This window comes from Blautia sp. JLR.GB0024 (assembly GCF_037000545.1).
Lineage (GTDB): Bacteria > Bacillota > Clostridia > Lachnospirales > Lachnospiraceae > Blautia > Blautia celeris.
On record NZ_JBANBF010000003.1, the window covers coordinates 531,843 to 558,478 of the forward strand.

At 49.6% G+C, this 26,636-nt stretch carries 25 protein-coding genes; 5 read left to right on the forward strand and 20 right to left on the reverse strand.

The genetic code is table 11. The features are described 5' to 3' along the window. Positions 1–45: 45 nt before the first annotated feature. The gene (locus V8Q34_RS10625) at positions 46–3,813 is read right to left on the reverse strand and encodes a phosphoribosylformylglycinamidine synthase (RefSeq protein WP_148392104.1); all 3,768 of its coding nucleotides are present in this window, start codon (positions 3,811–3,813) and stop codon (positions 46–48) included. Positions 3,814–4,378: 565 nt separating this feature from the next. Here V8Q34_RS10625 and V8Q34_RS10630 point away from each other — a divergent pair. Continuing rightward, positions 4,379–5,602: an MFS transporter gene (locus V8Q34_RS10630; protein ID WP_335835395.1), complete on the forward strand. Its 1,224-nt coding sequence runs from the start codon at positions 4,379–4,381 to the stop codon at positions 5,600–5,602. Positions 5,603–5,697: 95 nt separating this feature from the next. Next, on the forward strand, positions 5,698–6,579 hold the full coding sequence (locus V8Q34_RS10635) for a LysR family transcriptional regulator (protein ID WP_335835396.1): 882 nt from the start codon (positions 5,698–5,700) through the stop codon (positions 6,577–6,579). A gap of 10 nt (positions 6,580–6,589) precedes the next feature. On the opposite strand, the gene V8Q34_RS10640 is transcribed toward V8Q34_RS10635, so the two are convergent. The 15 genes from V8Q34_RS10640 to V8Q34_RS10710 form a co-directional block, all read right to left on the reverse strand. Continuing rightward, positions 6,590–7,345, reverse strand: a complete 756-nt coding sequence (locus V8Q34_RS10640) for an ABC transporter ATP-binding protein (protein WP_335835397.1) — start codon at positions 7,343–7,345, stop codon at positions 6,590–6,592. 3 nt (positions 7,346–7,348) lie between these two features. Further along, positions 7,349–8,134, reverse strand: a complete 786-nt coding sequence (locus tag V8Q34_RS10645) for an ABC transporter ATP-binding protein (RefSeq protein WP_103731775.1) — start codon at positions 8,132–8,134, stop codon at positions 7,349–7,351. Between the two features lie 83 nt (positions 8,135–8,217). Continuing rightward, positions 8,218–9,801: an ABC transporter substrate-binding protein gene (locus V8Q34_RS10650; RefSeq protein WP_244806915.1), complete on the reverse strand. Its 1,584-nt coding sequence runs from the start codon at positions 9,799–9,801 to the stop codon at positions 8,218–8,220. Positions 9,802–9,803: 2 nt separating this feature from the next. Beyond that, entirely contained in the window at positions 9,804–10,643 is an 840-nt protein-coding gene (gene nikC, locus V8Q34_RS10655) for a nickel transporter permease (RefSeq protein WP_118594125.1), read from the reverse strand. Then, entirely contained in the window at positions 10,640–11,590 is a 951-nt protein-coding gene (nikB, locus tag V8Q34_RS10660; protein ID WP_033142499.1) for a nickel ABC transporter permease, read from the reverse strand. The genes nikC and nikB overlap by 4 nt, the downstream gene beginning before the upstream one ends. A gap of 4 nt (positions 11,591–11,594) precedes the next feature. Continuing rightward, the gene (locus tag V8Q34_RS10665; RefSeq protein WP_335835398.1) at positions 11,595–13,289 is read right to left on the reverse strand and encodes a methyltransferase domain-containing protein; all 1,695 of its coding nucleotides are present in this window, start codon (positions 13,287–13,289) and stop codon (positions 11,595–11,597) included. Further along, entirely contained in the window at positions 13,282–14,061 is a 780-nt protein-coding gene (locus V8Q34_RS10670) for a class I SAM-dependent methyltransferase (protein ID WP_033142501.1), read from the reverse strand. The genes V8Q34_RS10665 and V8Q34_RS10670 overlap by 8 nt, the downstream gene beginning before the upstream one ends. Before the next feature lie 169 nt (positions 14,062–14,230). Continuing rightward, positions 14,231–14,602: a RidA family protein gene (locus V8Q34_RS10675; protein WP_033142544.1), complete on the reverse strand. Its 372-nt coding sequence runs from the start codon at positions 14,600–14,602 to the stop codon at positions 14,231–14,233. A gap of 124 nt (positions 14,603–14,726) precedes the next feature. Beyond that, complete coding sequence (locus V8Q34_RS10680) at positions 14,727–15,494, reverse strand: hydroxypyruvate isomerase family protein (protein ID WP_227242961.1); 768 nt, start codon at positions 15,492–15,494, stop codon at positions 14,727–14,729. Between the two features lie 41 nt (positions 15,495–15,535). Next, entirely contained in the window at positions 15,536–17,908 is a 2,373-nt protein-coding gene (locus V8Q34_RS10685) for a helicase C-terminal domain-containing protein (RefSeq protein WP_148392100.1), read from the reverse strand. Between the two features lie 82 nt (positions 17,909–17,990). Further along, positions 17,991–18,179 (reverse strand): hypothetical protein, encoded by a 189-nt coding sequence (locus V8Q34_RS10690; protein ID WP_335835399.1) that lies wholly within the window; start codon positions 18,177–18,179, stop codon positions 17,991–17,993. A 23-nt stretch (positions 18,180–18,202) separates the two neighbouring features. Further along, on the reverse strand, positions 18,203–18,430 hold the full coding sequence (locus V8Q34_RS10695; protein ID WP_033142504.1) for an HPr family phosphocarrier protein: 228 nt from the start codon (positions 18,428–18,430) through the stop codon (positions 18,203–18,205). A 363-nt stretch (positions 18,431–18,793) separates the two neighbouring features. Next, a complete protein-coding gene (locus V8Q34_RS10700) occupies positions 18,794–19,636 on the reverse strand; it encodes an Mrp/NBP35 family ATP-binding protein (protein WP_033142505.1) in 843 nt (280 codons plus the stop codon). Between the two features lie 31 nt (positions 19,637–19,667). Continuing rightward, positions 19,668–20,042 carry a metal-sensing transcriptional repressor gene (locus V8Q34_RS10705; protein WP_033142506.1) on the reverse strand — a complete coding sequence of 125 codons (375 nt, stop codon included), beginning with the start codon at positions 20,040–20,042 and terminating at the stop codon, positions 19,668–19,670. 81 nt (positions 20,043–20,123) lie between these two features. After that, positions 20,124–20,354 carry a hypothetical protein gene (locus tag V8Q34_RS10710; protein ID WP_033142507.1) on the reverse strand — a complete coding sequence of 77 codons (231 nt, stop codon included), beginning with the start codon at positions 20,352–20,354 and terminating at the stop codon, positions 20,124–20,126. A 264-nt stretch (positions 20,355–20,618) separates the two neighbouring features. Between V8Q34_RS10710 and V8Q34_RS10715 the strand changes: the two genes are divergently transcribed. Together V8Q34_RS10715 and V8Q34_RS10720 are read left to right on the forward strand one after the other, a co-directional pair. Then, the gene (locus V8Q34_RS10715) at positions 20,619–21,191 is read left to right on the forward strand and encodes a xanthine phosphoribosyltransferase (protein ID WP_033142508.1); all 573 of its coding nucleotides are present in this window, start codon (positions 20,619–20,621) and stop codon (positions 21,189–21,191) included. A gap of 116 nt (positions 21,192–21,307) precedes the next feature. Further along, on the forward strand, positions 21,308–21,829 hold the full coding sequence (locus V8Q34_RS10720) for an ECF transporter S component (protein ID WP_033142509.1): 522 nt from the start codon (positions 21,308–21,310) through the stop codon (positions 21,827–21,829). Between the two features lie 108 nt (positions 21,830–21,937). Here the strand turns inward: V8Q34_RS10720 and V8Q34_RS10725 are convergent, their stop codons facing one another. From V8Q34_RS10725 to V8Q34_RS10735, 3 genes are read right to left on the reverse strand one after another with little or no spacing between them, the layout of a single operon-like run. After that, a complete protein-coding gene (locus V8Q34_RS10725) occupies positions 21,938–22,381 on the reverse strand; it encodes a GNAT family N-acetyltransferase (protein WP_033142510.1) in 444 nt (147 codons plus the stop codon). 22 nt (positions 22,382–22,403) lie between these two features. Beyond that, complete coding sequence (locus V8Q34_RS10730; protein WP_054353512.1) at positions 22,404–22,598, reverse strand: hypothetical protein; 195 nt, start codon at positions 22,596–22,598, stop codon at positions 22,404–22,406. A gap of 1 nt (position 22,599) precedes the next feature. Continuing rightward, entirely contained in the window at positions 22,600–23,895 is a 1,296-nt protein-coding gene (locus tag V8Q34_RS10735) for a DNA polymerase Y family protein (RefSeq protein ID WP_442893847.1), read from the reverse strand. Positions 23,896–24,036: 141 nt separating this feature from the next. On the opposite strand from V8Q34_RS10735, the gene V8Q34_RS10740 reads away from it, so the two are divergent. Beyond that, positions 24,037–25,230, forward strand: coding sequence for a metallophosphoesterase (locus V8Q34_RS10740; protein WP_033142512.1), 1,194 nt, complete (start codon positions 24,037–24,039; stop codon positions 25,228–25,230). Positions 25,231–25,334: 104 nt separating this feature from the next. Here the strand turns inward: V8Q34_RS10740 and selD are convergent, their stop codons facing one another. Beyond that, positions 25,335–26,378, reverse strand: coding sequence for a selenide, water dikinase SelD (gene selD, locus V8Q34_RS10745; protein ID WP_033142513.1), 1,044 nt, complete (start codon positions 26,376–26,378; stop codon positions 25,335–25,337). Positions 26,379–26,636: the final 258 nt, after the last annotated feature.

Sequence of the window (26,636 nt, forward strand, 5' to 3'; positions counted from 1 at the left end):
AAAAACCGCAGGGTATATTTTTTCTATACCCTGCGATTTTTCTGATTATTTGAAATATTCCACCCCGGATTCAAAGATCCGGATGTCCTGCTCGCCATAGATATTCATGGCTACCCCGCACCCGCGGCGCTCACTGTGGGCCATCTTGCCCAGGATACGTCCGTCAGGGCTTGTGATACCCTCGATGGATGCATAGGAGCCGTTTACATTCCACTCTTCATCCATGGTCACATTGCCGTCCAGATCACAGTACTGGGTAGCTACCTGGCCGTTGGCGAAAAGTTTCTGCAGCCACTCATCACTTGCCACGAAACGTCCTTCTCCATGAGATGCCGGGTTCGTATATACATTGCCCAGCACAGCTTTCTGAAGCCATGGAGATTTGTTGGAAACCACTTTTGTATAAACCATCTTGGAAATGTGGCGTCCGATGGTGTTAAATGTCAGCGTCGGTGAATCTGCAGTCTGTCCGGTGATCTCACCGTTCGGAACCAGTCCCAGCTTAATAAGGGCCTGGAAACCGTTGCAGATACCAAGGGCAAGACCGTCTCTCTCATTTACCAGTCTCATAACCGCATCTTTGATCTTCGCATTCTGAAATGCAGTGGCGAAGAATTTTGCGGAACCGTCCGGCTCATCACCTGCGGAAAATCCGCCCGGGAACATGATGATCTGTGCCTGGTCAATGGATTTTTCAAAAGCGTCCACAGAGTCACGGATATCTGCTGCATCCAGGTTCTTAAACACTTTTGTGATAACTTTTGCACCGGCCCTCTCAAATGCCTTTGTACTGTCATATTCACAGTTGGTTCCCGGGAATACCGGTATAAATACAGTGGGCTGTGCAATCTTATGAGAGCAGATATGAATACTTTCGGCATTGTACAGGCCTCTGTCCTCATCTTTTGTAATATCGTCGGTCTCGGAACCGGAGCGTGTTTTGAAAACTTTCTCCAGCGGTGTTTTCCATGTTTCCAAAGCCTCTGCCATGGAAATCTTCACGTCTTTATATTCAATGGCCGCCTTGTCTGTCACTTCACCGATCAGAGTGTAAGTGATAGCCAGCTCGCCCACTTTCTCTGCTTTTACTTCGCAGATAATATCGCCGAAACCTGCGCTGAACAGGTCTCTCTCGTCCACATTGTGCTCAATCTTCACACCCATCTGGTTACCAAATGCCATTTTGCTCACAGCCGCAGCGATACCCTGACGGTCAATGGCATAAGCTGCCACAACACGTCCGGCCTGAATGTCCTCATGGAGTTTTGCGTACTGATCTTTCAGTGCCTCAAAATCAGGAAGGTCATACTCTGCTTTCGGCGCACGCAGCCACACCAGCTTATGTCCCGGGGATTTCAGTTCCGGTGTGATGACATCTCGTTGTTTTGCCACATCCACCGCAAAGGATACCAGTGTAGGAGGAACATCAATATCATTAAATGTTCCTGACATGGAATCCTTACCGCCAATAGAAGGAAGTCCGAATCCCAGCTGTGCAGCGTAAGCACCCAGCAGTGCGGCAAAAGGCTGGCTCCAACGGTGCGGGTCTTCTGTCATTCTGCGGAAATATTCCTGGAATGTGAAACGAATCTTGCTGTAATCACCGCCTGCAGCCACAATTCTGGCAACAGATTCCGTCACTGCATACACAGCTCCGTGGTATGGGCTCCAGCTTGACAGATACGGATCAAATCCATAGCTCATCATGGTGACAGTTTCTGTGCTGCCATTTAATACCGGAACTTTTGCAACCATTGTCTGTGTTTCGGTGAGCTGGTATTTTCCGCCGTAAGGCATGAATACACTGCCGGCTCCAATGGAACCGTCAAACATCTCCACCAGTCCTTTCTGAGAACAGGTGTTTAAGTCAGCCAGAGTATCCAGCCAGCGTTTTTTCACATCTGCTGACTCCTCTGCACGATCCAGAATGTTTCCTTCTTTGCTTGGAACATCAACGAATACATCTGTTTCCTGATGGGCACCATTGGTATCCAGGAATGCTCTTGAGAGATCAACGATCGTTTTTCCTCTCCAGTTCATCACCAGACGCGGGCTTTCTGTGACAACAGCCACAGGAACAGCCTCCAGGTTCTCTTCTTTTGCATAAGCCAGGAACTGCTCGGCATCTTTCGGATCAACCACTACTGCCATACGCTCCTGAGACTCAGAGATACCAATCTCTGTTCCGTCAAGGCCGGCATATTTCTTCGGTACTTTATCCAGGTCGATCTGCAGTCCCGCTGCCAGCTCACCGATGGCAACAGATACACCGCCTGCACCAAAGTCGTTGCACTTCTTGATGATCTTACTTACTTCTTCTCTTCTGAACAGCCTCTGGATCTTTCTCTCCGTCGGCGCGTTTCCTTTCTGCACCTCAGCTCCGCAGGTCTCAATGGATTCTTCTGTGTGCACTTTTGATGAGCCTGTAGCACCGCCGCAGCCATCACGTCCGGTACGTCCGCCCAGCAGGATGATGATATCATTAGGGTCAGAATTCTCACGGATAACTGCACGTCTCGGAGCAGCGCCAAGTACGGCACCAATCTCCATACGTTTTGCAACATAATTCGGATGATATACTTCTTTTACATATCCGGTTGCAAGACCGATCTGGTTTCCGTAAGATGAATAGCCATGTGCTGCACTTCTGACCAGTTTTTTCTGAGGCAGTTTTCCTTTCATGGTATCTTTAACAGATACTGTCGGGTCTGCCGCACCGGTCACACGCATAGCCTGGTATACATAGGTACGTCCTGACAGCGGATCACGGATAGCACCGCCGAGGCACGTAGCCGCACCACCGAAGGGTTCGATCTCTGTCGGATGGTTGTGAGTCTCATTTTTGAAGTTGATCAGCCATTCCTCTTCTTTGCCGTCCACATCAACAGGAACAACAATACTGCAGGCGTTGATCTCATCGGACTCTTCCTGATCCTCCAGCTTGCCTTCTGCTTTTAATTTTTTCATAGCCATCAAAGCCAGGTCCATAAGGCATACGAACTTATCGTCTCTGTCTTTGTAGATCACCTGACGGTCAGCCAGGTATTTCTCGTAAGTTTTTACGAGAGGCTCTTTGTAATCGCCCTCACCGAATTCCACGTTCTTCAGCTCTGTGGAGAAGGTAGTGTGGCGGCAGTGATCTGACCAGTAGGTATCCAGTACACGGATTTCTGTCATGGACGGATCACGTTCCTCTTCATTTATAAAATAGTTCTGGATGTGCTGGAAATCCTTGAATGTCATGGCAAGATTCAGAGATGCATACAGCTCTTTCAGCTCTGCCTCAGGCATCTGGCGGAATCCCTCAAAAATCTTTACATCTGCAGGGTCTTCAAAGTTTGTAACCAGTGTTTCCGGTTTTGCTGCCTCTGCTTCCCTGGAATCCACCGGGTTGATACAGTGTTCTTTAACAGCCTCAAACTCCCCGTCAGTAATATTTCCTTCAATAACATAGGTGGTGGCGGAGCGGATAATAGGCTCCTCGTCTGCCTTTAAGAACTGTATACACTGTACAGCGGAATCTGCTCTCTGGTCAAACTGTCCCGGAAGGAACTCTACGGAAAATACTCTGTCCCCTTCCTTCATCTCAAAGGTTTCCTGATATAATACATCCACCGGAGGTTCGGAAAATACACAGTTACATGCTTTCTCAAATGCCTCATCGGAAATATTTTCTACGTCGTAGCGAATCAGAACGCGGACTCCCGCCACATCCTTAATACCCAGATACGTACTGATCTCATGGGCAAGCTCCTTTGCCTGTACGGCAAATGCCGGCTTCTTCTCTACATAGACACGTCTTACACTGCTCATGTTGGCTCCTTTCTGCCTTTTTCTTCGGCACACCAAAACCTGCATTGCGGTTTCTTATGAATTGTGTTATTCAGCACCAGATAGGAATTATACTCCTCTCCGGCCGCTTTCTTACTTATCATAACATGGATTACTTCATTAATAAAATTAATATATCTTATATTTTTTATAATTACTACTAATATGCAAACTCGTTTTTTAATTTATTTTTTTCATTTTATAATTCCAGAAAATTGTTCCCGCAGCCAAGAACAGGAAGAGTACGGGAGGGGGTCTGGGGAGCCATATGCCTGCGGGCGATGTCTAGTGGAGCGCCGCGGAGATCCACCTGCCCCAGTTACTTAATGAAGAGGCCACTGCCGATGAATTTAGTAACTGGGAGCAGGTTAGCTCCGTGGCAGCGAAACGCTTCGCCCGCAGGCATATGGCTCCCCAGACCCCCTCCCGTACTCTTCCGTCCGCACACACTCCCCATCTTCCGGTTTTCTCACAAAACCAGTTGACTTGCCCCTCCCCCTTTGCTAAACTCAAGTAAGTTACCAACATTTACTAAGGAGATTCAAACATGAAACTGACCGCAAAACACACGATCTACGGCTGCTACCTGGGCTATATCACCCAGGCGATTGTCAACAACCTGCCGCCGCTTTTATTCCTCACCTTTCACAACCAGTTCGGCATCTCGCTTGAGAAGATCAGCCTGCTGATCACCGTAAACTTCTGTATCCAGATACTCATAGATTTTCTGGCACCGGGAATCATAAAAAAGGTGGGATACCGTTCTGTGGGGATCACGTCCTTTCTGGTCACCACCCTGGGACTTACAGGATTTACCTGGCTTCCCTTTGTTCTGCCCAATGCCTATGTGGGTATCCTCATCTGTATGGCATTCAATGCCATCGGCGGCGGAATCCTGGAAGTTATCGTAAGTCCTATTGTGGAGGCCTGCCCAAGTGAGAATAAAGAATCCGCCATGAGCCTTTTACACTCCTTCTACTGCTGGGGGCATATGGGTGTGGTGATTCTCTCCACCCTGTTCTTTGTTGTGATCGGCATTGATTCCTGGCGGTACCTTCCGGCTCTGTGGGCACTGGTTCCGCTGTTCACCTGCCTGATGTTTTTCAAAATCCCTATCTACAGCATCGAGGGGGATGACGAGGAGACGAAGATTCCCGGAGGCATCTTCAAAAGCGGTATCTTCTGGGTTCTTTTTCTGCTGATGATCTGCGCCGGTGCATCGGAACAGGCAGTGAGCCAGTGGTCTTCCCTGTTTGCAGAGGACGGCCTTGGTGTGAGCAAAACCGTGGGTGACCTTCTCGGCCCCTGCGCCTTTGCATTTTTCATGGGACTTTCCAGGCTTCTGTATGGTATTAAGGGCGATAAGCTGAATATCCGTCACGGCCTGCTTGGAACCAGTGCTCTATGTATTGTGGGGTATCTCATTACCAGTTTGTCCCCCCTTCCGCTTCTGTCTCTGGCAGGATGCGCGCTGTGCGGTTTCTCTGTGGGTCTGATGTGGCCCGGAATTTTCTCTCTGGGAGCCGTGCTGTGCCGGGGCGGCGGTACCATGATGTACGCCATGTTTGCCCTTGCCGGTGATGTAGGATGCTCTGCGGGCCCTTCAGTTGTGGGATTTGTCACAGATGCAGTGGGTTCCATGAAGACAGGAATTCTGGCCGCACTCATATTCCCGGCTGTTTTGTTCCTTGTCATGCTTGGACTGCAGAAGAACTCTGGAAAGGATAAGGCAGCGGATACTTCCGCTCCAAACTTAAGAAGCCAGGAATAGCCCCGGCAACGAGATATCTTCAAAAAGCCAGGAATAGGCCCGGTAATGAAGGATTTTCAGGAAGCCGGGTATAAACCCGGTAACGGAGGATTTTTATGGATATCAGCTTTGAACTCTATAAAGTATTTTATCACGTGGCTTCCACACTGAGCTTTTCGGAGGCCTCAAGGCAGCTTTTTATCTCACAATCGGCTGTGAGCCAGTCTGTAAAATCCCTGGAACAGAAGCTGGGCCACCCCCTCTTTGTCCGAAACACCAAAAAAGTGGAGCTGACACCGGAAGGGGAAACTCTTTTCCGCCATGTACAGCCGGCAGTCTCCCTGCTTCTTCAGGGTGAGAACCAGCTCATGCACACAGCTTCCGCGAAGGCGCCTCTGCGGATCGGTGCCAGCGACACCATCTGCAGATATTTTCTGGTGCCGTATCTGCGGCGTTTCCACCAGGAATTCCCGGATATCCATATCAAGGTCACCAATGCCACTTCCATCGGATGCGTGGAACTGCTGGAAAACAGACAGGTGGACTTCATTGTCTGCAACTATCCCAATTCAAGGCTCAGGATAAAAGAACACTACAAGACAATTCTGACTTTCCGGGATGTCTTTGCCGCCAATAAGCATTACTTTGATTTTACGGATCAAAAGCTCTCCCTGACAGAGCTGCACCGGTATCCCCTTCTCATGCTCAGCAAAAAAAGCACAACCAGTGAATTCCTGCACAGCCTGTTCCTGCAGAAAGGCCTGAACCTGACGCCTGAGGTGGAGCTGTCCAGTAATGACCTGCTTCTGGACCTGGCATACATTGGCCTTGGGATTGCCTTTGTCCCGGATTTCGTCCTGGAACAGAGGAAAAAGGGCCTGTACCGGCTTGAAATAAAAGAAGAGCTGCCCGAAAGACACCTGGTTCTGGCTTACACCGAACAGCAGAGTACCTCCGCGGCAGCAAATGAATTTCTGAAATATTTTGACGGCACCTGACTTTTTCGTCTCACAAGACAGAATCTATCAATAACTTTGTATATTCCTCTTTCGGATGCATGATCACCTCATCCGGAGTCCCTTCCTCCACGATCATGCCCTGATACATCACCAGCACATAGTCACAGAAATTCTGTACCAGCGCCAGGTCATGGCAGATCAGCAGGATGGAAAGCCCCATCTCCTTTTTCAGCTTTTGGAGCAGCCCTATAATCTGGGACTGCACCGTCACATCAAGGGCACTGGTTGCCTCATCGCAGATGAGCAGACCCGGTTCTACTGCCAGTGCCCTTGCAATGGCTGCCCTCTGGCATTGGCCGCCGCTGACCTCATGGGGAAAGCGGGCTGCATATGTCTCCTCCAACTCCACCATGGAAAGCAGCTCTTTCATCTTCTCTTTGGCATCTTTTCTCTTCATCCCGTAATTGATCATGCCTTCCATGATACCGTCACCCAGACTGCACCTGGGGTCAAACGAATCCTGGGGTGTCTGGAATACCATCTGCACATTTTTATACAATTCCCTCCGTTGTTTTCTTCCGGCTCCCACCATTTCCTGTCCATACAGAAGAACACTTCCCGCGTCCGGTTTTGTAAGATGCGTGATCATTCTGGCTGTTGTGCTTTTTCCGCAGCCGCTCTCACCCACGATTCCCACACAGGAACCTTCTCTTACCGAAAAGCTCACGCCATTCACAGCCGGATATGCCTTTTTTGCCTTATAAAATGTCTTTTTCAGGTCTTTTACTTCCAGTATTTTTCCCATGCCTTAACCTCTGTGAATCCGCAGAACCGCATTGATCAATCTGCGGGTATACTCTTTTTGGGGATGGTGCATCACTGCATCTGTATCCCCATACTCCACCAGTCTGCCCTGATACATGACAGCCACTTTATCTGCCATGTATTCCACAACGCCTATGTTATGGGTGACGATAGCAATCGTTGTACCGAATAGTTCCCTCATCTTCATCATTTCCCGCACCACCTGTGCCTGGACGGTCACATCCAGGGCACTGGTGGGCTCATCTGCAAAGAGAAGGTCCGGATGCAGGATCATGGCCATCATGATGCCCACCCTCTGATTCATGCCTCCCGACAGTTCAAAAGGATAGCTGTTTAAGATCCTCTCCCCGTCAGCAAGCTTCATCTTATCAAACAAGTCCATGGCCCGTTCTTTGATCTCCTGCCTGGATACTTTCTCATGCTGAAGAACTGCCTCGTAAAGCTGGTCTCCTATGGTGCGTATGGGACAAAGGGACGCACCTGTGTTCTGGAAGACCATTCCCATCTGAGGCCCCCGCAGTTTACGCAGTTCTTCCCCTTTAAGCTCCGTAACATTTTTATCCTTATACCGGATGCTGCCGCCTGTCACTGCCCCGTCGCTGCCCAGAAGTCCCATAGCAGCTCTGATCAGTGTGCTTTTCCCGCTGCCGCTCTCCCCTACAATCCCCAGGATCTGCCCCGGCAACAGGGTCAGGCTGACATCCTCCAGAACAGGTTTTCCCGTATAACACACCTGCAGATGTTCCACAGATAAAATCGGCTGTCCCATATTTCCAGTCCTTTCTTTTGTACTGTTCACGGCAGCGATTCCGCAGGTCAGCGCATTTACTGCGCTGCCCCAACAGCCGCCGTTTAATTTTTATCCAAATTTACTGTGATCTCATAATAATCACAGGGATGCGCTTCCAGGCCTGTGACACCTTCGCCGGATACGATTGACATTTTCAGATGGGAAGCAAAAATAAACGCATTGTCATCCAGGATGGTCTGCGTCATCTGTGTTGCCAGCTCTGCGCGTTTCTCTGTGTCAAACGCAGACTTCATTTCCTCTTCCAATGCCTGCAGCTTGTCGCTGTGGTAACCGCCGCGGTTTTTGGAGGATTCATCCAGGCAGTGTGTGGTAAAGAAATATTCCGGGTCTCCTGTGGGCGCGCAGACGAACGCTCCCGCATAAATATCCCACTCCCCTTTGTCCAGAAAGCTCTGGAAATCCGCGGAACAGTTTACGTCCACTTTGATCCCCACCTCTTTCATGGTGGCCTGCACAGATTCTGCCAGCAGCGGAAGTTCCTGACGGCTTGGGTATGTCACCCAGCGGATGGTGAGATTCTCCCCGTTTTTGTCCACATATCCGTCTCCGTCGCTGTCCTTCCAGCCGGCCTCTTCCAGCAATTTTCTTGCTTCCTCCGGATTGTATTTCGGCGCTGTCACGGTGTCATCGCCAAAGGCAAAGTTTGCCGGGAAGGGGCCTTCTGCAGCAGTTCCGTTTCCGTCAAGAAGCGTTTTCGTGAAATTTTCCTTGTCAATGGACATGGCAATGGCTTTTCTTACCTTTTCATCCTGAAGTGCCGGCGTGTCATAATTCATCTGTCCGAAAAAGGAACGGGACGTCTCCACAGAGGAAATGGTGTAGGGCTTCTCTGCAAACAGCGGCAGACTGGCATAGGGAAGGCCGTAGGCAGCGTCAAGTTCGCCTGACTGCATGGCCATGGTCATGGTATCCCCGTCAGAAATGGTCTTCACATGGATGGTATCCAGCTTCGGCTCCCCATCCCAGTAGTTCTCATTTTTCACTAAGGTAAGCCCTGTATCTGTTTTGACCTCTGTAGCAATATAAGGACCGGTACCAGCAACGTTTCCATCCTCTGATACACCGGCCTCCATATCCACTATACAGCCGTACGGGTCTGACAGATAATTGATCAGTGCCGGAACAGGTTCCTCTGTGGTGATGGTCAGAATCTGTCCGTCTGCGGAAATCTCCTTGATCTTCAGATCTCCCTTTGCTCTTTCATGGACGCTCACCAGGTCATCCAGGCATTCTTTCGCCGCCTGCGCATCCAGCCTGCGTCCGCTGGAAAATGTCACATTGTCCCGCAGGGTGATCTTCCAGGTATTTTCATCTGTCATTTCATATTCCGCGGCAAGCCATGGTTCCAGTTCCATTTTATCGGAATATTTGAATAAAGTCTCTCCGATGCCATAGCGGATACACGCCCATCCGGAATAGCCGTTGTGGGGATTGACATCCGATTCATCATTCTCCGCATTGAATGTGGTATCCCCGTAATAAAAGACCTTCTCCCCCGCTGAGGCATTGTCTTCTGTCTTCGTATCTGTGCTGCCGCCTCCGCAGCCGGATAAAAGCCCTGCCGCCAGACAGAGCGGCAGAAGTACAGCACCGGCTTTCTTATGAAACAGTCTCTTTTTACGCATATTCAGTCTCCTTTTCTCTTCTGTCTCTTATTTCTGCGCGGGTCCATCACGTCCCGCACCGTATCGCCTAACAAATTAAATAACATGACCGTGAAAAATATTGCAAAGCCCGGTGCAAGGATCACCCACGGGGACGTCTGGAGCATGCTTCTTCCGCTGCTCATCATGGATCCCCACTCTGCGATGGGAGGAACTGCCCCCAGTCCCAAAAAGGACAGGCCGGCGATCTCCATCATCATAGTGCCTATATCCAGGACACCGGTGACCAGAACAGGCCCCGCAATATTGGGCAGCATATGTTTTCTGATGATCTTCCATGTCCCGGAGCCGGACAGCCGGGCTGCCGCAATGAACGGCGCCTCCTTCATGGCCATCACCTGGCTCCTGGCGATCCTTGCATACTTCGGCCAAGATATACAGGCCAGAGCTACAACTGCATTGATGATGCCTCCTCCTGTGACACCGGCGACGGCAATGGCAAAGACCATGCCCGGAAATGCCAGGAAGACATCTGATATCCTCATGAGCACCGTATCTGTTTTTCCGCCGTTATAACCGCAGAACACCCCAATCATGGTTCCCACTGTCATAATGATCAGCACCAGCAGCAGGGAGGAAAATATGGTGGTCTGCCCTCCCATGATCACTCGGGAAAGCATGTCTCTTCCATACCGGTCTGTTCCCAGCAGGTGCGCACCGCCGGGCGGCAGAAGTGCATGCTCCAGGTCCTGGGCATAGGGGTCATAGGGAACGATATGATCAGCAAAAACCGCGGCCAGAAGCAGCAGTCCCACCAGGATGGACAAAATAATACATTTCAGCTTTGTATAGTCTCTCTTCATCCTCCTGCCTCCTCCTGTCCCATACGGATTCTCGGGTCCAGACAGCAGTAAATGATATCTGTGACAAGATTCACAAGTACATAGATGACAGCCATCCAGATAACATACGCCTGAATGACCGGATAATCACGCATGGTTATGGCGTCAACAGCCATTTTTCCCACGCCGTCCCACATAAATATGGACTCCACAATGGCTGTCCCCCCAAGCAGGGAACCGATGGACAGTGCCAGAAGCGTCACTATGGTCAGCATGGATGCCTTCAGGACACTGAAATAGAGGATTCTGTTTTCCCGCACCCCCCGTGCCCGTGCGCCCTGCACATACTCTTTATTCAATTCCTCCAGCACTGTGGCCCGGACCTGCCTGGTGTATTTTGCTGCCATTGCAAGCGCCAGGGTAAACGTGGGCAGAATGATGCTCTTCCACCCCCGGGCATTCCCCATAACAGGAAACCAGCCGAGTTTCAGGGAAAAGAAGTATATGAGCAGCAGAGACACAAAAAAATTCGGCAGGGAATTCCCGATAAAACTCAGAAACCGGATGAGATAATCCCAAAAACGGTTTTGTTTTACAGCCGACAGGATTCCGCAGGGAATAGAGATCAGCACAGTCAGTAAAAGAGAAGTAACTGCCAGTGCAATGGTAGCCGGAAGCTTGGATACAAAGGTAGTAAACACCGGCTGTCCCGACACAAAGGATTTCCCCATGTCACCGGTGAGCACGCCTTTCAGCCATACAACATACTGTTCCGGCAGCGGCTTGTCCAGTCCCAGCTCTTCCCTGGCTGCCGCTTTCTCCGCCTCAGACATGGCTCCTCCCGTGTTCTGCTCCATCACATCCACTGCGTCCATGGCAGAGGCCTGCATCAGAATAAAGGACAGCAGTGTGATTCCTATCAGAATGGGAATCAGCTGCAGAAGCCTTTTTACGATATACTTTTTCATCTCCTCATTCCTTCTTGCCGCAGATCATGAAAATCGGTGTAGGGTTATAAAACTCATCTTTTTCCAGATAGATCCGCCTGCTGATCCCCAGATCAATGAAAAGCTCCTCAAATCCCATCTGTCCCAGAGTCTCCACATCCCAGGCCGGACGGACCAGGGAGCTGATGGGAAGCTGGCGCTTGATCTCCTCACACTCCTGCATCATTTCATCTCCCAGGGTGTGATGGGCATGGTTACCCGGCAGTTCCGAGGTGTCCGCAAAATTGCTGGCACCGTAATTGGCATCAAAATTCAGAAGGATTCCCCCTTCCTTCAACACCCTTCCCCACTCCTCATAGGCTTCCTTCACATGGGGCAGCGTCCAGGTCAGGTTCCTGGAAATGACAACATCAAAGCTGTTGTCCTCAAATTCCAGTTTCTCCGCATCCATGACCAGGAAACGGCAGGACACATTTTCCTCTCTGGCCAGTTGTTTGGAATTGACGATCATCTCAGGGGTCAGATCCGTCCCTGTCACCTCATGGCCCAACCTGGCCAGCAGGATAGAAAAGAAGCCGGATCCGCATCCCACGTCCAGGATTTTCAGGTTCTTCCTGTCCGGAAGTTTTCGTCCTATCTCCCTGAGCCAGCGGTCCGCAAGGGGGCTTTTCAGCTCTCTGCGCCTCTGCTCCATGAAGCTCTCACTGCGCTTTGCCCAGTATTCCGTGATCCGCTCTTTTCTGTCGTCAAAATTCCTGACGATCCTTCCGTATGCGATCATGGGACCGTTTTCCAGTACCTGCAGGCTGCCTGTCTGGTAGAGGATAACGCCGTCGCATTCCGCACGGCAGACTTCCGTCACATTTCCCTCATAGTCCTTTACCGTACCCAGGACCTCGCCTCCCTGGATCATATCTCCCGGCATCTTATAGGGATACCAGAAGCCTGTGGCGGATGCAGCCTGGTATCGGATATCAACCACATCGAGAGGATAATAGATGCGGTAATCCCTCTGTCCCTCGTAGATACCCAGAGAGCAGAGGACATTCCGCACATCCCTTCTGGTTGAGCGGACTTCCTCCATGGTCCAGCCGCCCATGCCGCCTCTCTCTATGAGAATGCCGGGAATTCCCATATGCGCTGCATAATTGTAGGCACCGCCTGTGGCAACCGTGGAGCGCACCATGTAGGGCACGTCCACCTGCTCTGCCATTTTTCTTGACATTGCCACAACACGTTCTTCGGCCTTACCCGCATAATACACATAAGGGGTAAGCTGCTCATAATCGTCACCACTGTGTAAGTCAATACAAAAATCAACCGCCGGAAACAATTCCCGGGTGATTGCCCAGGCAAGCTGCTGTGTTGCACTTCCTTCGGAATCTCCGGGAAATTCCCGGTTCAGGTTCTTTCCATCCTCCACACCCAGGCTTCCGCCCCTGCATTCAAATGCCTCCCTGCATATGACCTTGACGATCACCACCGTCCCGTTGATCTTCTTTATTTTCAGTTTTTCCGCCAGCTCCATGGCTGCCTGTATGCCCACATATTCCCCTGCATGGACACCAGCCATGATGAGAACGGTCTTCCCCGGCTTTTCTCCGTTTAAAACAGCTGCCGGCAGTTTAAATTTTCCCTCCGCCAGTTCCAGTAATCCACTGCAGGATTCCCCCGGTCCCGCTTTCATATTGCCAATCGTAAATGTTTTCGTATTAAGCATAAACTTTGCTGTCCCCTTTCCGTCCATGGATCATAAACATGGGTGTGGAGCCGTAGTTCAACTTCTCCTCTTCACTCCAGACCCGTTCCCAGACCTTCGTGTCTGTATGTATCTCGGCAAATCCTGTTTCTTTTAATATCTCTGCATCCCAGCCCGGACGCGTTTTGGCGGACAGGGGCATCTCAAGGGCGATCTGCTCCATGGCGTCAATATCTGTACACAGGTAATGATCATCCAGGCTATGCTGCTCCACATTTTTCCTGTCCTGCTCATAGGCCTTCCGCTTTTCCTCATCGTAGAGATAGCCGTACCAGTTGGCATCAAAATTCAAAAGCCTGCCGCCGGGTTTCAGCACCCGGTACCATTCCCTGTAAGCCTGCCACGGTTTTTCCAGATTCCAGGTCAGGTTTCTGGAGATCACCACATCGAAAGTATTGTCCTCAAACCCGAGGTTCTGGGCATCCATCCGGTAAAAGTCAATCCTTTCACACAGACTGCCCGCGTTTTCCATAGCCTTATGAAGCATCTCCCTTGTATAATCCACTGCAGTGACACGGTATCCCGCCTCTGCCAGAATCATGGGGAAAAAGCCCGGGCCTGTGCCAATGTCCAGTATCTTGATTTCCTCCTTGGGCATCTTGGGAAATTCTGCCTCCAGCACATCCAGCCAGGCTTCTTTCTGCATTCCCTCAAGCTCTTTGTGATTCACTTCGGAATACCCCTCCGTGCGGGTACTCCAGTATTTTTCTATTTTTTCCAACAGCATTTTCATTCTTCCGTCCTTTATATACTCTCAAGGATATCAAAAGGTTTCGGGGCAGAACAAGACAGTCCCCCTGCCCCGGAGCCTTTTGATATCCTGACCACTTTACTTTATCAGAACAAAAAAAATGCCACAAGCCCCATGGGGGGATTATGGCATTTCAATATCCGCATTTTTGTTAAATTTCAGCGATGGCTTCCACTTCGCACAGCACATTCTTAGGCAGAGTCTTTACTGCCACGCAGGAGCGTGCCGGTTTGCCCGTGAAATATTTTCCATATATTTCATTGAATGCTGCGAAATCGCCCATATCTGACAGAAAACAGGTTGTCTTAACTGTCTTCTCATAGCTGCTTCCCGCCTCTTTCAGCACTTCGCCCAGGTTCTTCATCACCTGTTCTGCCTGCTCCTCGATGGTCTTGGCTGTGATCTCACCTGTAGCCGGGTCAATGGGAATCTGGCCGGATGTGAAAACCACACCGTTTAAAATCATTGCCTGTGAATATGGTCCGATCGCTGCCGGAGCCTTATCTGTGCTTACTACCTTCATAAAAATATCTCCCTTCTGAATTACAAATCTTCCCCTTTTATCCCGGGGAATGTATATATTATACGTTTCCAAAAGGGAACGGTCAAGTCAAAGTAACGCTGTTTCCTCTGTATGCCCCCAGAATTTACTGCCGATATAGCCCTCCCGCCAACTTCTTTGCGTAGGCAAGTCCTGTCCCCGGCACGTCCTCCGGGAAATATTCCAGTCCCATGTAACCCTCATATGCCCCGTCCTCGATTGCCTGAAATACATAGGGGTAATTGATCTCCGACTGATAAAGCTCATGCCGTCCCGGATTACCTGCCGCGTGGAAATGCCCTATATATGGAAGATACTCCCGGATCCTCCGGACCAAATCTCCCTCTGTGATCTGCTGATGATAGATGTCAAACAGCATTTTTACATTTGGACTTCCCACTTCTTTTATGATCTCTGCCGCCTCATCCGAACCGGAGAGAAAATATCCCCGATGGTCCACTCTCAGATTCAGCGGCTCCACCACCAGGGTGACCCCTTTCTTTTCCAACAGAGGCGCACAGGCTTTCAGTCCTTCTACCAGTGACTTTCTCTGCAGTTCCCTGCCTGCCCCTGTATCCGCCCCGGTCTGTGTTATCAGGCATCTGCAGTTTAAACGCTCTGCAATGTCCAGCGTCTCCTCCAGTCCTTTCACATAGTCACTGCGAAGCAGAGGGTCCGTAAGGCTGATGAATTTTGTACAGAATGCCGCAACACAGAACCCTTTTTCTTCCTGGTATTCCCTGAGCTTCTGTATATCCTTATCCTCCCAGCCCCAAAATTCAATGGTATCCAGCCCGTTTGCCAGCACATCATCAATGGCATCCCTCATGTCTTTTCCTGCATAGACTGCGTCCACGCACACAGAAATCTTCAAATCGTTTCCCTCCTTTTGTCAGTAAGTCAGCATAACCTGTATCACCTGTCCCGGGTCTCGGCCTCCCAAAATTTTTCCACCCTCTCCCTCTCATCCCCCAACGAACAAACCTCATACCCTTCCCATTCCCCCGGAAACAACTCCCTATAGGCCCTCTGCAGAAATCTCTCATCCAAAAGCAGCACAACCCCTCTGTCCTCCTTCGTCCGTATCACCCTCCCGGCAGACTGCAGTACCTTATTCATCCCGGGATATCTGTAGGCATACTCAAACCCCGCTTTATTCTTCTCATCATAATAATTTTTCAAGATCTCCCTCTCATATCCCACCTGCGGCAGCCCTGTCCCCACCAGAATTGCCCCGATCAGCTTCTCCCCGGTCAGATCTATCCCTTCCGAAAAAATACCGCCCATCACACAAAATCCTACCAGCGTCCCATCCGATTCTCCCTCAAACCGTTCCAGAAACGCTTCCTTCTCCCCCTCGGTCATATTTCCTGACTGCAGCACACACTCCAGCCCCATCCCCAGACTCTTCTCCTCAAAGATCTCATACACATCCTGCAGCATCCGGTAAGAAGGAAAAAACACCATATAATTCCCCCTCTTCACGGTTACGGTCTGCAGAATATACTGCGCCAGCTTACCATACTCCTCCTCCCCCCGCCTGGTATACTTACTGCTCACATCCCTGGCAATGAGGAGCTTCAGATTCTCCCGCGGAAACGGGGACGCTGCGCAGATGGCATAATCATCCTCCCTGGTGCTGAACAGCGACCTATAATATCCCATAGGCAGCAGCGTAGCGGAAAAGAACACGCTTCCTCTCCCCTTATTCAAACACTCCTGCAGATTCACCTTGGGATTCACACAGAACAATGTCAGATAAAATCTCCCCTCTGCCCCGTGATGCGTATAGATCACATAGTTCTCATCCACCAGATCATACATATTTAAAAAATGCCGCACTGCAAAGGAAAACTCCAGCACAGTAATGCGCACCTTTTCCTCCTGCTCTCTCTCCAGAAAATTTTCCATCTCTCCCAGAAGATTCATAAGCTGCAGCGCCAGCGCCCCTATATTTTCCATTACCCTGTACTCATCCTGGCACTCCCTCTTATATTCCAGCAAAACCTTATTACACTTTTCCAGAATCCTCTCCAGCTTTCTGCTGTGTTCCTTCACTGCTTTCTTCACTTCCAGAAAATCCTCTTTACAGAGCACCGCGCTGTACATATTCCTTCCCCGGTCTACCAGGTTATGGGCCTCGTCAATCAAAAACAGATAATCCCCCTTCACGCCATCCCCAAAAAACCGCTTCAGATACACATTCGGATCAAACACATAATTATAATCACAGATCACCGCGTCCACCCAGGTGGAAGTATCCAGACACATCTCAAAAGGACACACCTGCCACTTCCGTGCCTGCATAAGCAGTTCCTCCCGCTGATACGTGTCCTGCTCTGTCAGAAGCTCATACACCGCGTCATTCACTCTGTCAAAATGCCCATTGGCATAAGGACACTTCTCAGGATTACACTCCACCTCATCCATCAGGCACATTTTTTCCTTGGAGGTGATCGTGAGTGTCTTATACGACAGTCCTTTCCCTTTGAGAATAGAAAACGCCTCCTCCGCCACCGTCCTGGTGATCGTCTTGGCTGTCAGATAGAAAATCTTATCTCCATAACCTTCCCCCACAGCCCGCACAGCCGGAAAAAGGGCTGCCATAGTCTTCCCAATCCCGGTAGGCGCCTGAATAAACAGTTGTTTCCCGCTCCTGAATGTGTGATAGACCCCGGCTGTCAGATTCTTCTGTCCCTCCCGATACACATAAGGAAACTCCAGCCCCTGCATGGACTCCCTGCGTTCCATCCTTCTTTTATACTGAAAATAAGCCCATTTATAATACTGCCCCATCAAATCCGAGAACCACTTTTTCAGCGCAGACACAGACATCTCTTCCCGGAAGCGCTTCACCTGTTCCGTCTCCAGCTGGCAATACGTCATCTGCACCCCGATCTTTTCTAATTCCTTCTGCGTCCCGTAAATATAGGCATAACACATAGCCTGTGCCCTATGAACCGGCACCGGCTCCTCCAGGAATTCCAGATCCCTGTAAACACCCTTGATCTCATCAATGGTAACTCCATCCTTCTCCTCTATGATCCCATCTGCCCTGCCTTCCAGCCGGACAACAAATTCATCAAATTCTTCCTCCCACACCAGGGGAACCTCTGCCCGATAAGACAGCCCCATCTGCTTCTGTATTTTCCGGTGTACCTTACTCCCTTTCCTCATAGCCTCCCGGTCCGCAGACACTGTCCTCCGGTTATCCAAATTCCCACTGCGCAGTATAAACTCCACCAGATTCCTAACCGATATCCTGATAACTTCCTTCATCTCATCCATACCCTTATTCTAACACAGAACCTATGTTCCTGTACATCCCCTCTCCCCCAAAGCCTCTTCTTCCATCTCCGCCCTATTCTCTTCAATCTTTTTCACTCCCCTCCTCTTTTTTCACCCATACCACAGCCAGCCCCAGGGTAAGCGCACCGCCCACAGGAATTCCCTTCCCCCTCCCGCTTCCGCCGCGCTTACCCGTCCGCCAACCTGTCTCCACAAACAAAAAAAGAGCGGAAGCCCCACCAACGGTGTTCTTCCGCTCAAAAATTAACATATCAGTTCCTGAGAAATCCCCCTCTAAGCAATCGCATATCTGTCCAGAAACCTATCGAATCTCTCATCATGCCCATTGCATCTTACTGTGAGCACACGCGTCAAATCCATGCTCAAAACCCCAAGGATTGACTTCGCATCAATGATTACTCTGTTGTAAAAAACATCGATATCAAATTCACATTTGCTCGCTTCGCTGACAAACTCTTTCACGTCGCCTGTCTCGTTCAGCTTAATCTGGCGTTGTACCATATTTACCATCCTTTCTTTAAGAAACAACACGCCAACTGATATTTTAGTTATGTCTTGATTCTTTGTTGTTAGGACGTATTATGACAGTTCTTCCTGATTTTGTCAATATTTCGCCATAATTTTCCTTTCTTCACCAAAAACCGCTGTTTTCACACGTTTTTTAGTAAAAAGAACAGGAATATTTTTGTCGAAACTTGTCTAAACTGTGCAGATTGACGTTTCCCTTTATCCATGATATACCAGTTTTCATTTTACACAGAGAAATATTCCTAAATCAGGCACCCAAATTTTGTCACTGTATCCGTTTCCTGCCCTCTGTAAGTGCTTACTGCCGCACATTTTCAGGCTGCACACCTGCATTTCTCAGGCTTTCGGCAGATACTGCAGGGAGCCTTTCAGATATTCATTGATGACGTCCGCATAACCGCCGGCGTCCACAATGGCAGCCAGTTCAGGCTCCAGAGGCATCTTGGCAATAACCGGAACACCCAGTTCCGCGCCGATAGCGTCCACTTTGCTCTCACCGAACACGTAAATCTCTTTACCGCAGTCAGGACATTTTACAAAGCTGTAGTTTTCCACCAGACCGATCACCGGCACATTCATCATCTTGGCCATGTTGTAAGCTTTTCTCACAATCATATGCACCAGATCCTGGGGAGATGACACAATGACAATACCGTCCACCGGCAGAGACTGGAACACAGTCAGCGGAACATCTCCGGTTCCCGGAGGCATATCCACGAACAGATAATCCAGCTCGCCCCATATAACATCTGTCCAGAACTGCTTTACCATGTTGGCAAGGATCGGACCTCTCCAGATGACCGGAGCCTCCTCCTGCGGCAGAAGCAGATTGATGGACATAATTTTAATATCATTCTTTGTCAGAATCGGATAAATGCCGTTGTCATCTGCTGTCGCAGAACCTTTGATGCCGTACATCCTGGGAATGGAAGGCCCTGTGATATCCGCATCCAGAATACCCACACGGTAACCTTTGGATGCCATCTCATTGGCCAGTGACGCAGTCACAAAGGATTTGCCTACGCCGCCTTTTCCACTGACAACCCCGATAACTTTTTTAATATCGGAATATGCATTCAGCTCTTCTTTGGGGATTCCGCCGCCGTTTGCATGGCTGCATCCCTCACAACTTTTTTTATCACAGCTCTTGCTGTCGCATTGTTTCTTTTCTTCACTCATGATTCTTTCCTTTCCCACTGCGGTTTATACTTTATTTCATAAACCTGTCAATGGCTTTATTTAATTCTTCCAGGGCCTCTTTATCCCCGCTCTCCACTGCATCCACGATACAGTGCTCAATATGATCCTGCAGGATCACCTTTCCCGTATTGTTGATGGCCGCCTTCACTGCCGAAAGCTGTATCAGCACTTCACTGCAGTCTCTGCCGTCCTCCACCATGCGGCGGATGGATTCCAGATGGCCGATGGCTCTGGACAAACGGTTCAGCACCGCCTTGGTATGGGTGTGGGTGTGAGTATGGGAATGGGAGTGCCCATGCCCCTGTGCGCCGGCATCTTCATGCACATGCTCAATCACTGTACCGTCCGGAAGACTGTGTGTATGGACATGTTTTGTCTCTTCCATTGTGGTTTCCTCCTCGCGCTTTCTCTATTATATCAAACCCAGAAAAAAAAGCAACGCCTTCCCTGTTTATAATATAAGAAACTAAATTTCCGAAAATGTAAATCTCTGATGTACATCCGCTGTCATCACATCATAGACCACACTCCCGTCTTCCTTCTCTGTTTTCTCCATACGGAGTTCTTTCTCAGACCTGAATTTTGCCTCCAGCCATACCTCGGGACTCTCCATATCCACTTCCCGGATGAAATTATCCCTGGAATGGTTTCCGGGACACTGGTTAAATATCTCATGTATCACTTCATATGTTTTCATATCTCTTCTTCCTTTCCTGATGCCGCACAGAACCTGCCGTTCCATGTAGACAGTCTTAATCCAATTTCTTATATCTTATCACAATCGTGCAGATTTTGTGTCATTTTTCCCTCATATTTTACAAAAAATTTAAAAACAAATTGCCAAGCCAGGATAAATATCGTATTATGATAGTTACCAGAAAAAACGGAAGGCCTCTGACATCTGCCTTATACGGCAGCATAGGGCGCAGCTTCCGACACGTAAAACCAGGGAGGAATTCAAATGCAGCTTTTAAAAGAGCGTATTCTAAAAGACGGCACGGTAAAGCCGGGTAATATACTGAAGGTGGACAGCTTCCTGAACCACCAGATGGATATACCATTCATCAACGAGATTGGCAAAGAGTTCAAAAACAGATTTGCCGACTCCCCTATCACTAAAATTCTGACCATCGAGGCCTCCGGCATTGGCATTGCCTGTATCGTGGCACAGTATTTCGGCGTCCCGGTCGTATTTGCCAAGAAAGCCCAGAGCCTGAATCTGGACGGTGAGATGTACACCACCAAAGTCCAGTCCTTTACCCATAAAAAAGTATATGATGTGATCTTATCTAAAAAATTTCTGCAGCCTGAAGACCATGTGCTCATTATTGATGATTTCCTGGCTAACGGATGCGCGCTCCAGGGTCTCATTGAGATTGTGGAGACAGCAGGTGCAACCCTGGAAGGAGCCGGCATTGTCATTGAAAAAGGGTTCCAGCACGGAGGCGACGCGCTGAGAGAAAAAGGCATCCGTGTGGAATCCCTGGCGATCGTGGATTCCATGAGCGATGATTCCCTCACCTTCCGCGACTAGTCTTTACGGAGCAGTCCAAAACTGGACTGCTCTTTTTTTATGAAACTGGCTCTTTATAGAATGCCAATTTTCCGCTATATTTGGTAAAAAGAAAGTCTATATAAAGGAGTGGTTTTATGGAAAACAAAACGAAAAAGATAGTAATGACCGCACTTTTCGCGGCACTGGCCTGTGTTGCCACCATGTCCATCCGCATTCCCACACCGGGTACCAGCGGTTACATTCATCCCGGAGATGCCATTGTCATTCTGGCCGGAATCATTCTGGGGCCTGCCTACGGATTCCTGGCAGCGGGAATCGGTTCCTGTCTGGCTGACCTGCTGGGCGGATACTTTGTCTATGTTCCCATCACCTTTGCCATCAAGGGTCTGGTTGCACTGTTCGCTGCCCTTGCCTATAAAAAAATAGCAAAAGACAGTAAAACAGCCTGGGCAGGCGTCTTTGCAGGCGGAATCATTGATATGGTTCTCGTGGCAGGCGGCTACTGTCTCTGTGAATTCTTCCTGTACGGCACAGCCGCTTTCCTGAGTGTGCCCTCCAATCTGATACAGGGTGCCAGCGGACTGATCATCTCCCTGATCCTCTACCCGCTTCTCACAGCGGTACCTGACATTAAACGTATGATTGCCTCAGCGTGATATCTGAATAACAAAATTTTACATCACATAAAAGATGCGGCCGGGATGCCGCGGCTCTTTGTTCCCAGACGACAGCCGCAGTGCGATCCAAACCGCATCTTTTTTATCTTATAAATCTTTTATCATCTGAAAATAATGCAGCTCTTCATATCCCAGCCTCTCATACAGCGCGATCGCTCTTTTATTGCTGTATGTGGCTTCCAGGCGGAATCTCTTTGCATGGGCATATTCCTGCTCCAGCCAGGCAAAGACCTCACTGCCGTATCCTTTTCCTCTGGCGTTCTCCATAAAATACAGCTCTTCCAGCCATACCGTAAGGCCGCCGGCCTCGTTGCTGAAGGTAAAGGCAAGGAGCAGATATCCAACCACACCGCTTTCATCCTCCAGCATCAACACTCTGGCATGCTCCCTGCTTCTCAGGCACTCCTGAAGTGTTGCTTCAAAATGCTCCTGGGGCACTGTGTGGATGCATGCCTCCCCGCCGTAAAATTCTTTCTCCATCTTAAAGAATATCTCTCTGTCTTCTTCTCTGATATCTCTGATCGTCAGCATAAATACGATTGTCCTTTCTCTGTTATTTTTCTGTTTCCATTTCAAAAACTTTTTTCATCATCTCACAGTTTCCGCTGTGGGGACACTTACCGTAATCACAGTCGATCCTGTCAAAATGCAGTCCATATTCATCCTGTACAAATTCGCATATGGCGCTCCTGGCCATATCATAGTTCTTACAGTATCCGTTTACGAATTCTTCCACTATCCCGCTCATTTTACTCTTCCTTCTCTTTCTTCTCCCAGTTTTGGGTTATGCCCTCAGCGGCACTTATATCAGGAGCCGGAAGTTTACCCTCCGGATGGCCTCCGGCCATATTTTCGATGGGCTGTTTCAGGAAAGATGCCCGCATAATAGACCCTGTCCCGAATTTCCTGCGGATCTCATCCACCGCCTGGTCCATCTTTTCCAGTTTATCATAATCCGTATGGTCAAACAAGGACAACTGCCGCCCGCTTTCTTCTCTGGAAACACGGCTTGTCCGCACGCCCAGAAGACGGATCGGTGCTCCGTCCCACAGCTCATCAAACAATCTGCAAGCCTGCAGGTAAAGCTCTGAGGTAATATTGGTTGGCGCTCTCAGCACGGTCTGGTGAGAGACCGACTGCAGTTCATAGTCCTTGATCGTGACCGATACCACCTCAGCCTTCATGCCGTCGCTGCGCAGCCTGGATGCCACTGTCTCACACAGGGAAAGCAGCACCTGCTTGGCGGTATCCTCATCCACCACGTTAAACGCTATGGTTGTGCTGTTGCCGTATCCCTTGTTATCCTCCTGCACTGCCTCCACCACTGCACTGTCCCTGCCGTTGGCTGAATTCCAGATAGCTTCCCCGTGTTTTTTCAAATGATGCTTCAGAATTTCCACATCCGCGGCAGCCAAATCTCCGATGGTATAGATTCCCAGCTTCTTCAGCGTATTTTCCGTGGACCTTCCCACAAACAGCAGCTCAGATACGGGAAGAGGCCACATCTTCTCCTGAATTTCCTCCGGAAACAGGGTGTGTACCTTGTCCGGCTTCTGAAAATCAGATGCCATTTTTGCCAGAAGCTTATTGCTGGAGATTCCTATATTTACAGTAAATCCCAGGTCTGTTTTAATACGGTCCTTGAGTTTATAGGCAAAGGCCACGGGGTCTCCCAGCAGCCGCTCCATACCTGTCATATTCATAAATGCCTCGTCAATGCTGTATTTTTCCACCTCCGGCGTATATTCCCTCAGGATATCCATAAACTGTTTGGAAAATTCCCTGTACATCCCGTGATGTGAAGGAATAATTGTCAGGGACGGGCATTTCCGCATGGCGTCCACAATAGGCTCCCCTGTCCTGACGCCGAATGCCTTGGCCGGAATGGATTTTGCAAGAATGATACCCCGCCTTTTCGACTTGTCCCCGCCCACTGCGCTTGGTATTTCACGAAGGTCCACACTCCCTCCGTTTTTCAGCCTGTAAACTGCCTCCCAGGAGAGAAATGCACTGTTTACATCAATATGAAAAATGACGTTCTTCAATTCTATCCCACTTCCTTGCTCTTCCTTAATCTTTCTTAATCTCTATTATATCAGAACATATGTTCTATGTAAATACTTGACAAAACTTCCAACCTATTCTATTCTGGAAGAAATAAACTGAACCCACAAAAGGAGTCTGCTATGCTGGCTATCATACTCGCACCATTTTATCTCTTGATCAATTATTATGTTGTCCGCTGGATCATCCGCTGGACAGGCACCTGCCACAGACATTTGAAGTCCCGGCCATTCCGGGTGGTTTTTCTCAGCATTTATATTTTCATGTGCCTGACGCCCCTGACCTCCTATCTGGTCTCTGCCAATCCCTGGCACAGCTGGCTGAAACGTCTTTTCAACTACTGGCTGGGCACATTTTTGTATATTGTACTTATCATTCTTATCTTTGACCTGGTAAGGATCATACTGAGACATACAAACCGGATCAAACAGGAAACTCTTTCCAAAAGGAGCACCTTTATCCTGAGCGGCGGTGTGGCTGCCTGCCTCATCATCTGCCTGAGTGCCTACGGAATCATCCACGAACACAAGGTCTATGTAAACCACTATGAGGCCCAAGTGGAAAAATCCGGCGGAAAACTGGACCATCTGAGAATCGCCCTGACTGCGGACCTTCACCTGGGCTACAGCATCGGCACCTACCATGTAAAATCCATGGTAGACAAAATAAACGCTGAACATGTGGACCTGGTCTGCATTGCCGGTGACTTCTTCGACAACGAATACGACGCTGTGCAGTACCCGGAAAAAACCATTTCCATCTTAAAGGAGATAAAGAGCACCTACGGCGTATATGCCTGCTGGGGCAATCACGACTTCAAGGAAAAACTCCTGGCCGGATTCACAGTCCCCATCAAAAACGGCCAGCACACAGACACCCGGATGGATGATTTCCTGAAACAGTCCGGCATCCGGATTCTGGATGACAAGGCAGTCCTCATTGACGATTCTTTCTATCTGGCAGGCCGCAAGGACCCCCAGCGCTCCAAAAAGATGAAGGAAGACCGCCTGTCCCCGGAAGACCTGCTGCAGGATCTGGACCGGGACAAACCCATACTGGTCATTGACCATCAGCCCAAACAGCTTCAGGAGCTGGCAGATGCCGGCTGCGACATAGACCTCTCCGGCCACACCCATGACGGACAGATGTTCCCGGGTAACCTGACCACAAAACTCATGTGGGAAAACTCCTGCGGTGAGTTAAAAAAGGACAACATGTACTCCTATGTAACCTCCGGTGTAGGCGTCTGGGGACCGGCCATGCGTGTGGGAACAGACGCTGAGGTCATGATCATTGATGTCTATTTCACAAAATAACACACTGCGTTTTTAAAGGGAACCGGCAGCTCCTACTCTTGCTGCCGGTTCCCTCAATGCTTTAACCGTCTGCCCTGCTTCTCCCACAGTGCCGTCCGCTCTTCCTATCGTACAATCAGATACTTATCCTGCAGATCCGTGACAGCTCCCACAATACCAGCCTTCAAAGGGTACCCTGCCTCTGCAAGCCTTACAAGCACGTTTTCCGCATCCTCCCTTTTCAGACTCACCAGAAGCCCTCCTGAAGTCTGGGGATCAAAGACCAGATCCTCCATCGCCTCATCCACCTGTTCCTCCAGCCTTACATCCTTCTTATTAAACGCCTTATTTCTGTAAGTTCCCTCCGGAACCAGCCCCATAGAGGCATAAAAAAGAGCATCCGGCAGCACTTCCAGCTTATCTGTCTCGATCACAAGCGATTTCCCGCTTGCTCTTGCAGTCTCCAGAGCATGACCGGTCAGTCCGAACCCTGTCACATCCGTACAGCTATGCACCTCGACCTCCCTGAGCACTTCCATAGCCAGCTTATTCAGGCAACTCATACTCTCAACAGCCTTCCTCTCCGCCTCCTCAGAAGCCATTCCCGCCTTCACAGCCGTATTGATCAGTCCCACACCCAGAGGTTTTGTCAAAAGCAGCACATCCCCTGTCCTTGCTCCCCCGTTCTTCCAAATCCTGTCCGGCTTCACAAACCCGGAGACACAAAGCCCATATTTCGGCTCCTCATCATTGATCGAGTGCCCGCCTGCCAGCACAGCCCCTGCCTCCTTCACCTTAGAAGCCCCGCCTGCCAGAATCTCCCCCAGCACCTCAGCTCCCAGACAATTAGGAAACGCAACCACATTTAAAGCAAGCCGCGGCTCCCCGCCCATTGCATACACATCACTGAGCGCATTTGCCGCCGCAATCTGCCCAAACGTAAACGGATCATCCACCATAGGCGGAAAAAAATCCACGGTCTGTATCAAAGCCACCTCATCCGACACCCGATACACCGCCGCATCATCCGCCGTCTCAACCCCAACCATCAATCTATCATCCTTGGCCGCAGGCAGCCTCCCCACCACCTCCGCCAAAATCCCCGGCCCAATCTTAGCCGCACACCCCGCACTCTTAGAAAACTCCGTCAACTTCACCCCAACACTCATACTAATCTCCTATCCAAACACATCTCTCTCAACCTACCCTATCTCTTTCTAACTCTAAACAAATCTTCTCCTGTCATCCACCCTAAATCACCCTATAATGTACCCAAAACAGTGGCCATCCCAATGCCCAAAACCAGATTTTAACTCGTGTACACCTGTTAAAAAATATAGATACTACCAATTTCAAAATATCCAAAACAAAGGCTCCCATTTACTTTGCCAAAAAACCGTGGGATACCAGCCACCAGGGAAGCAGGC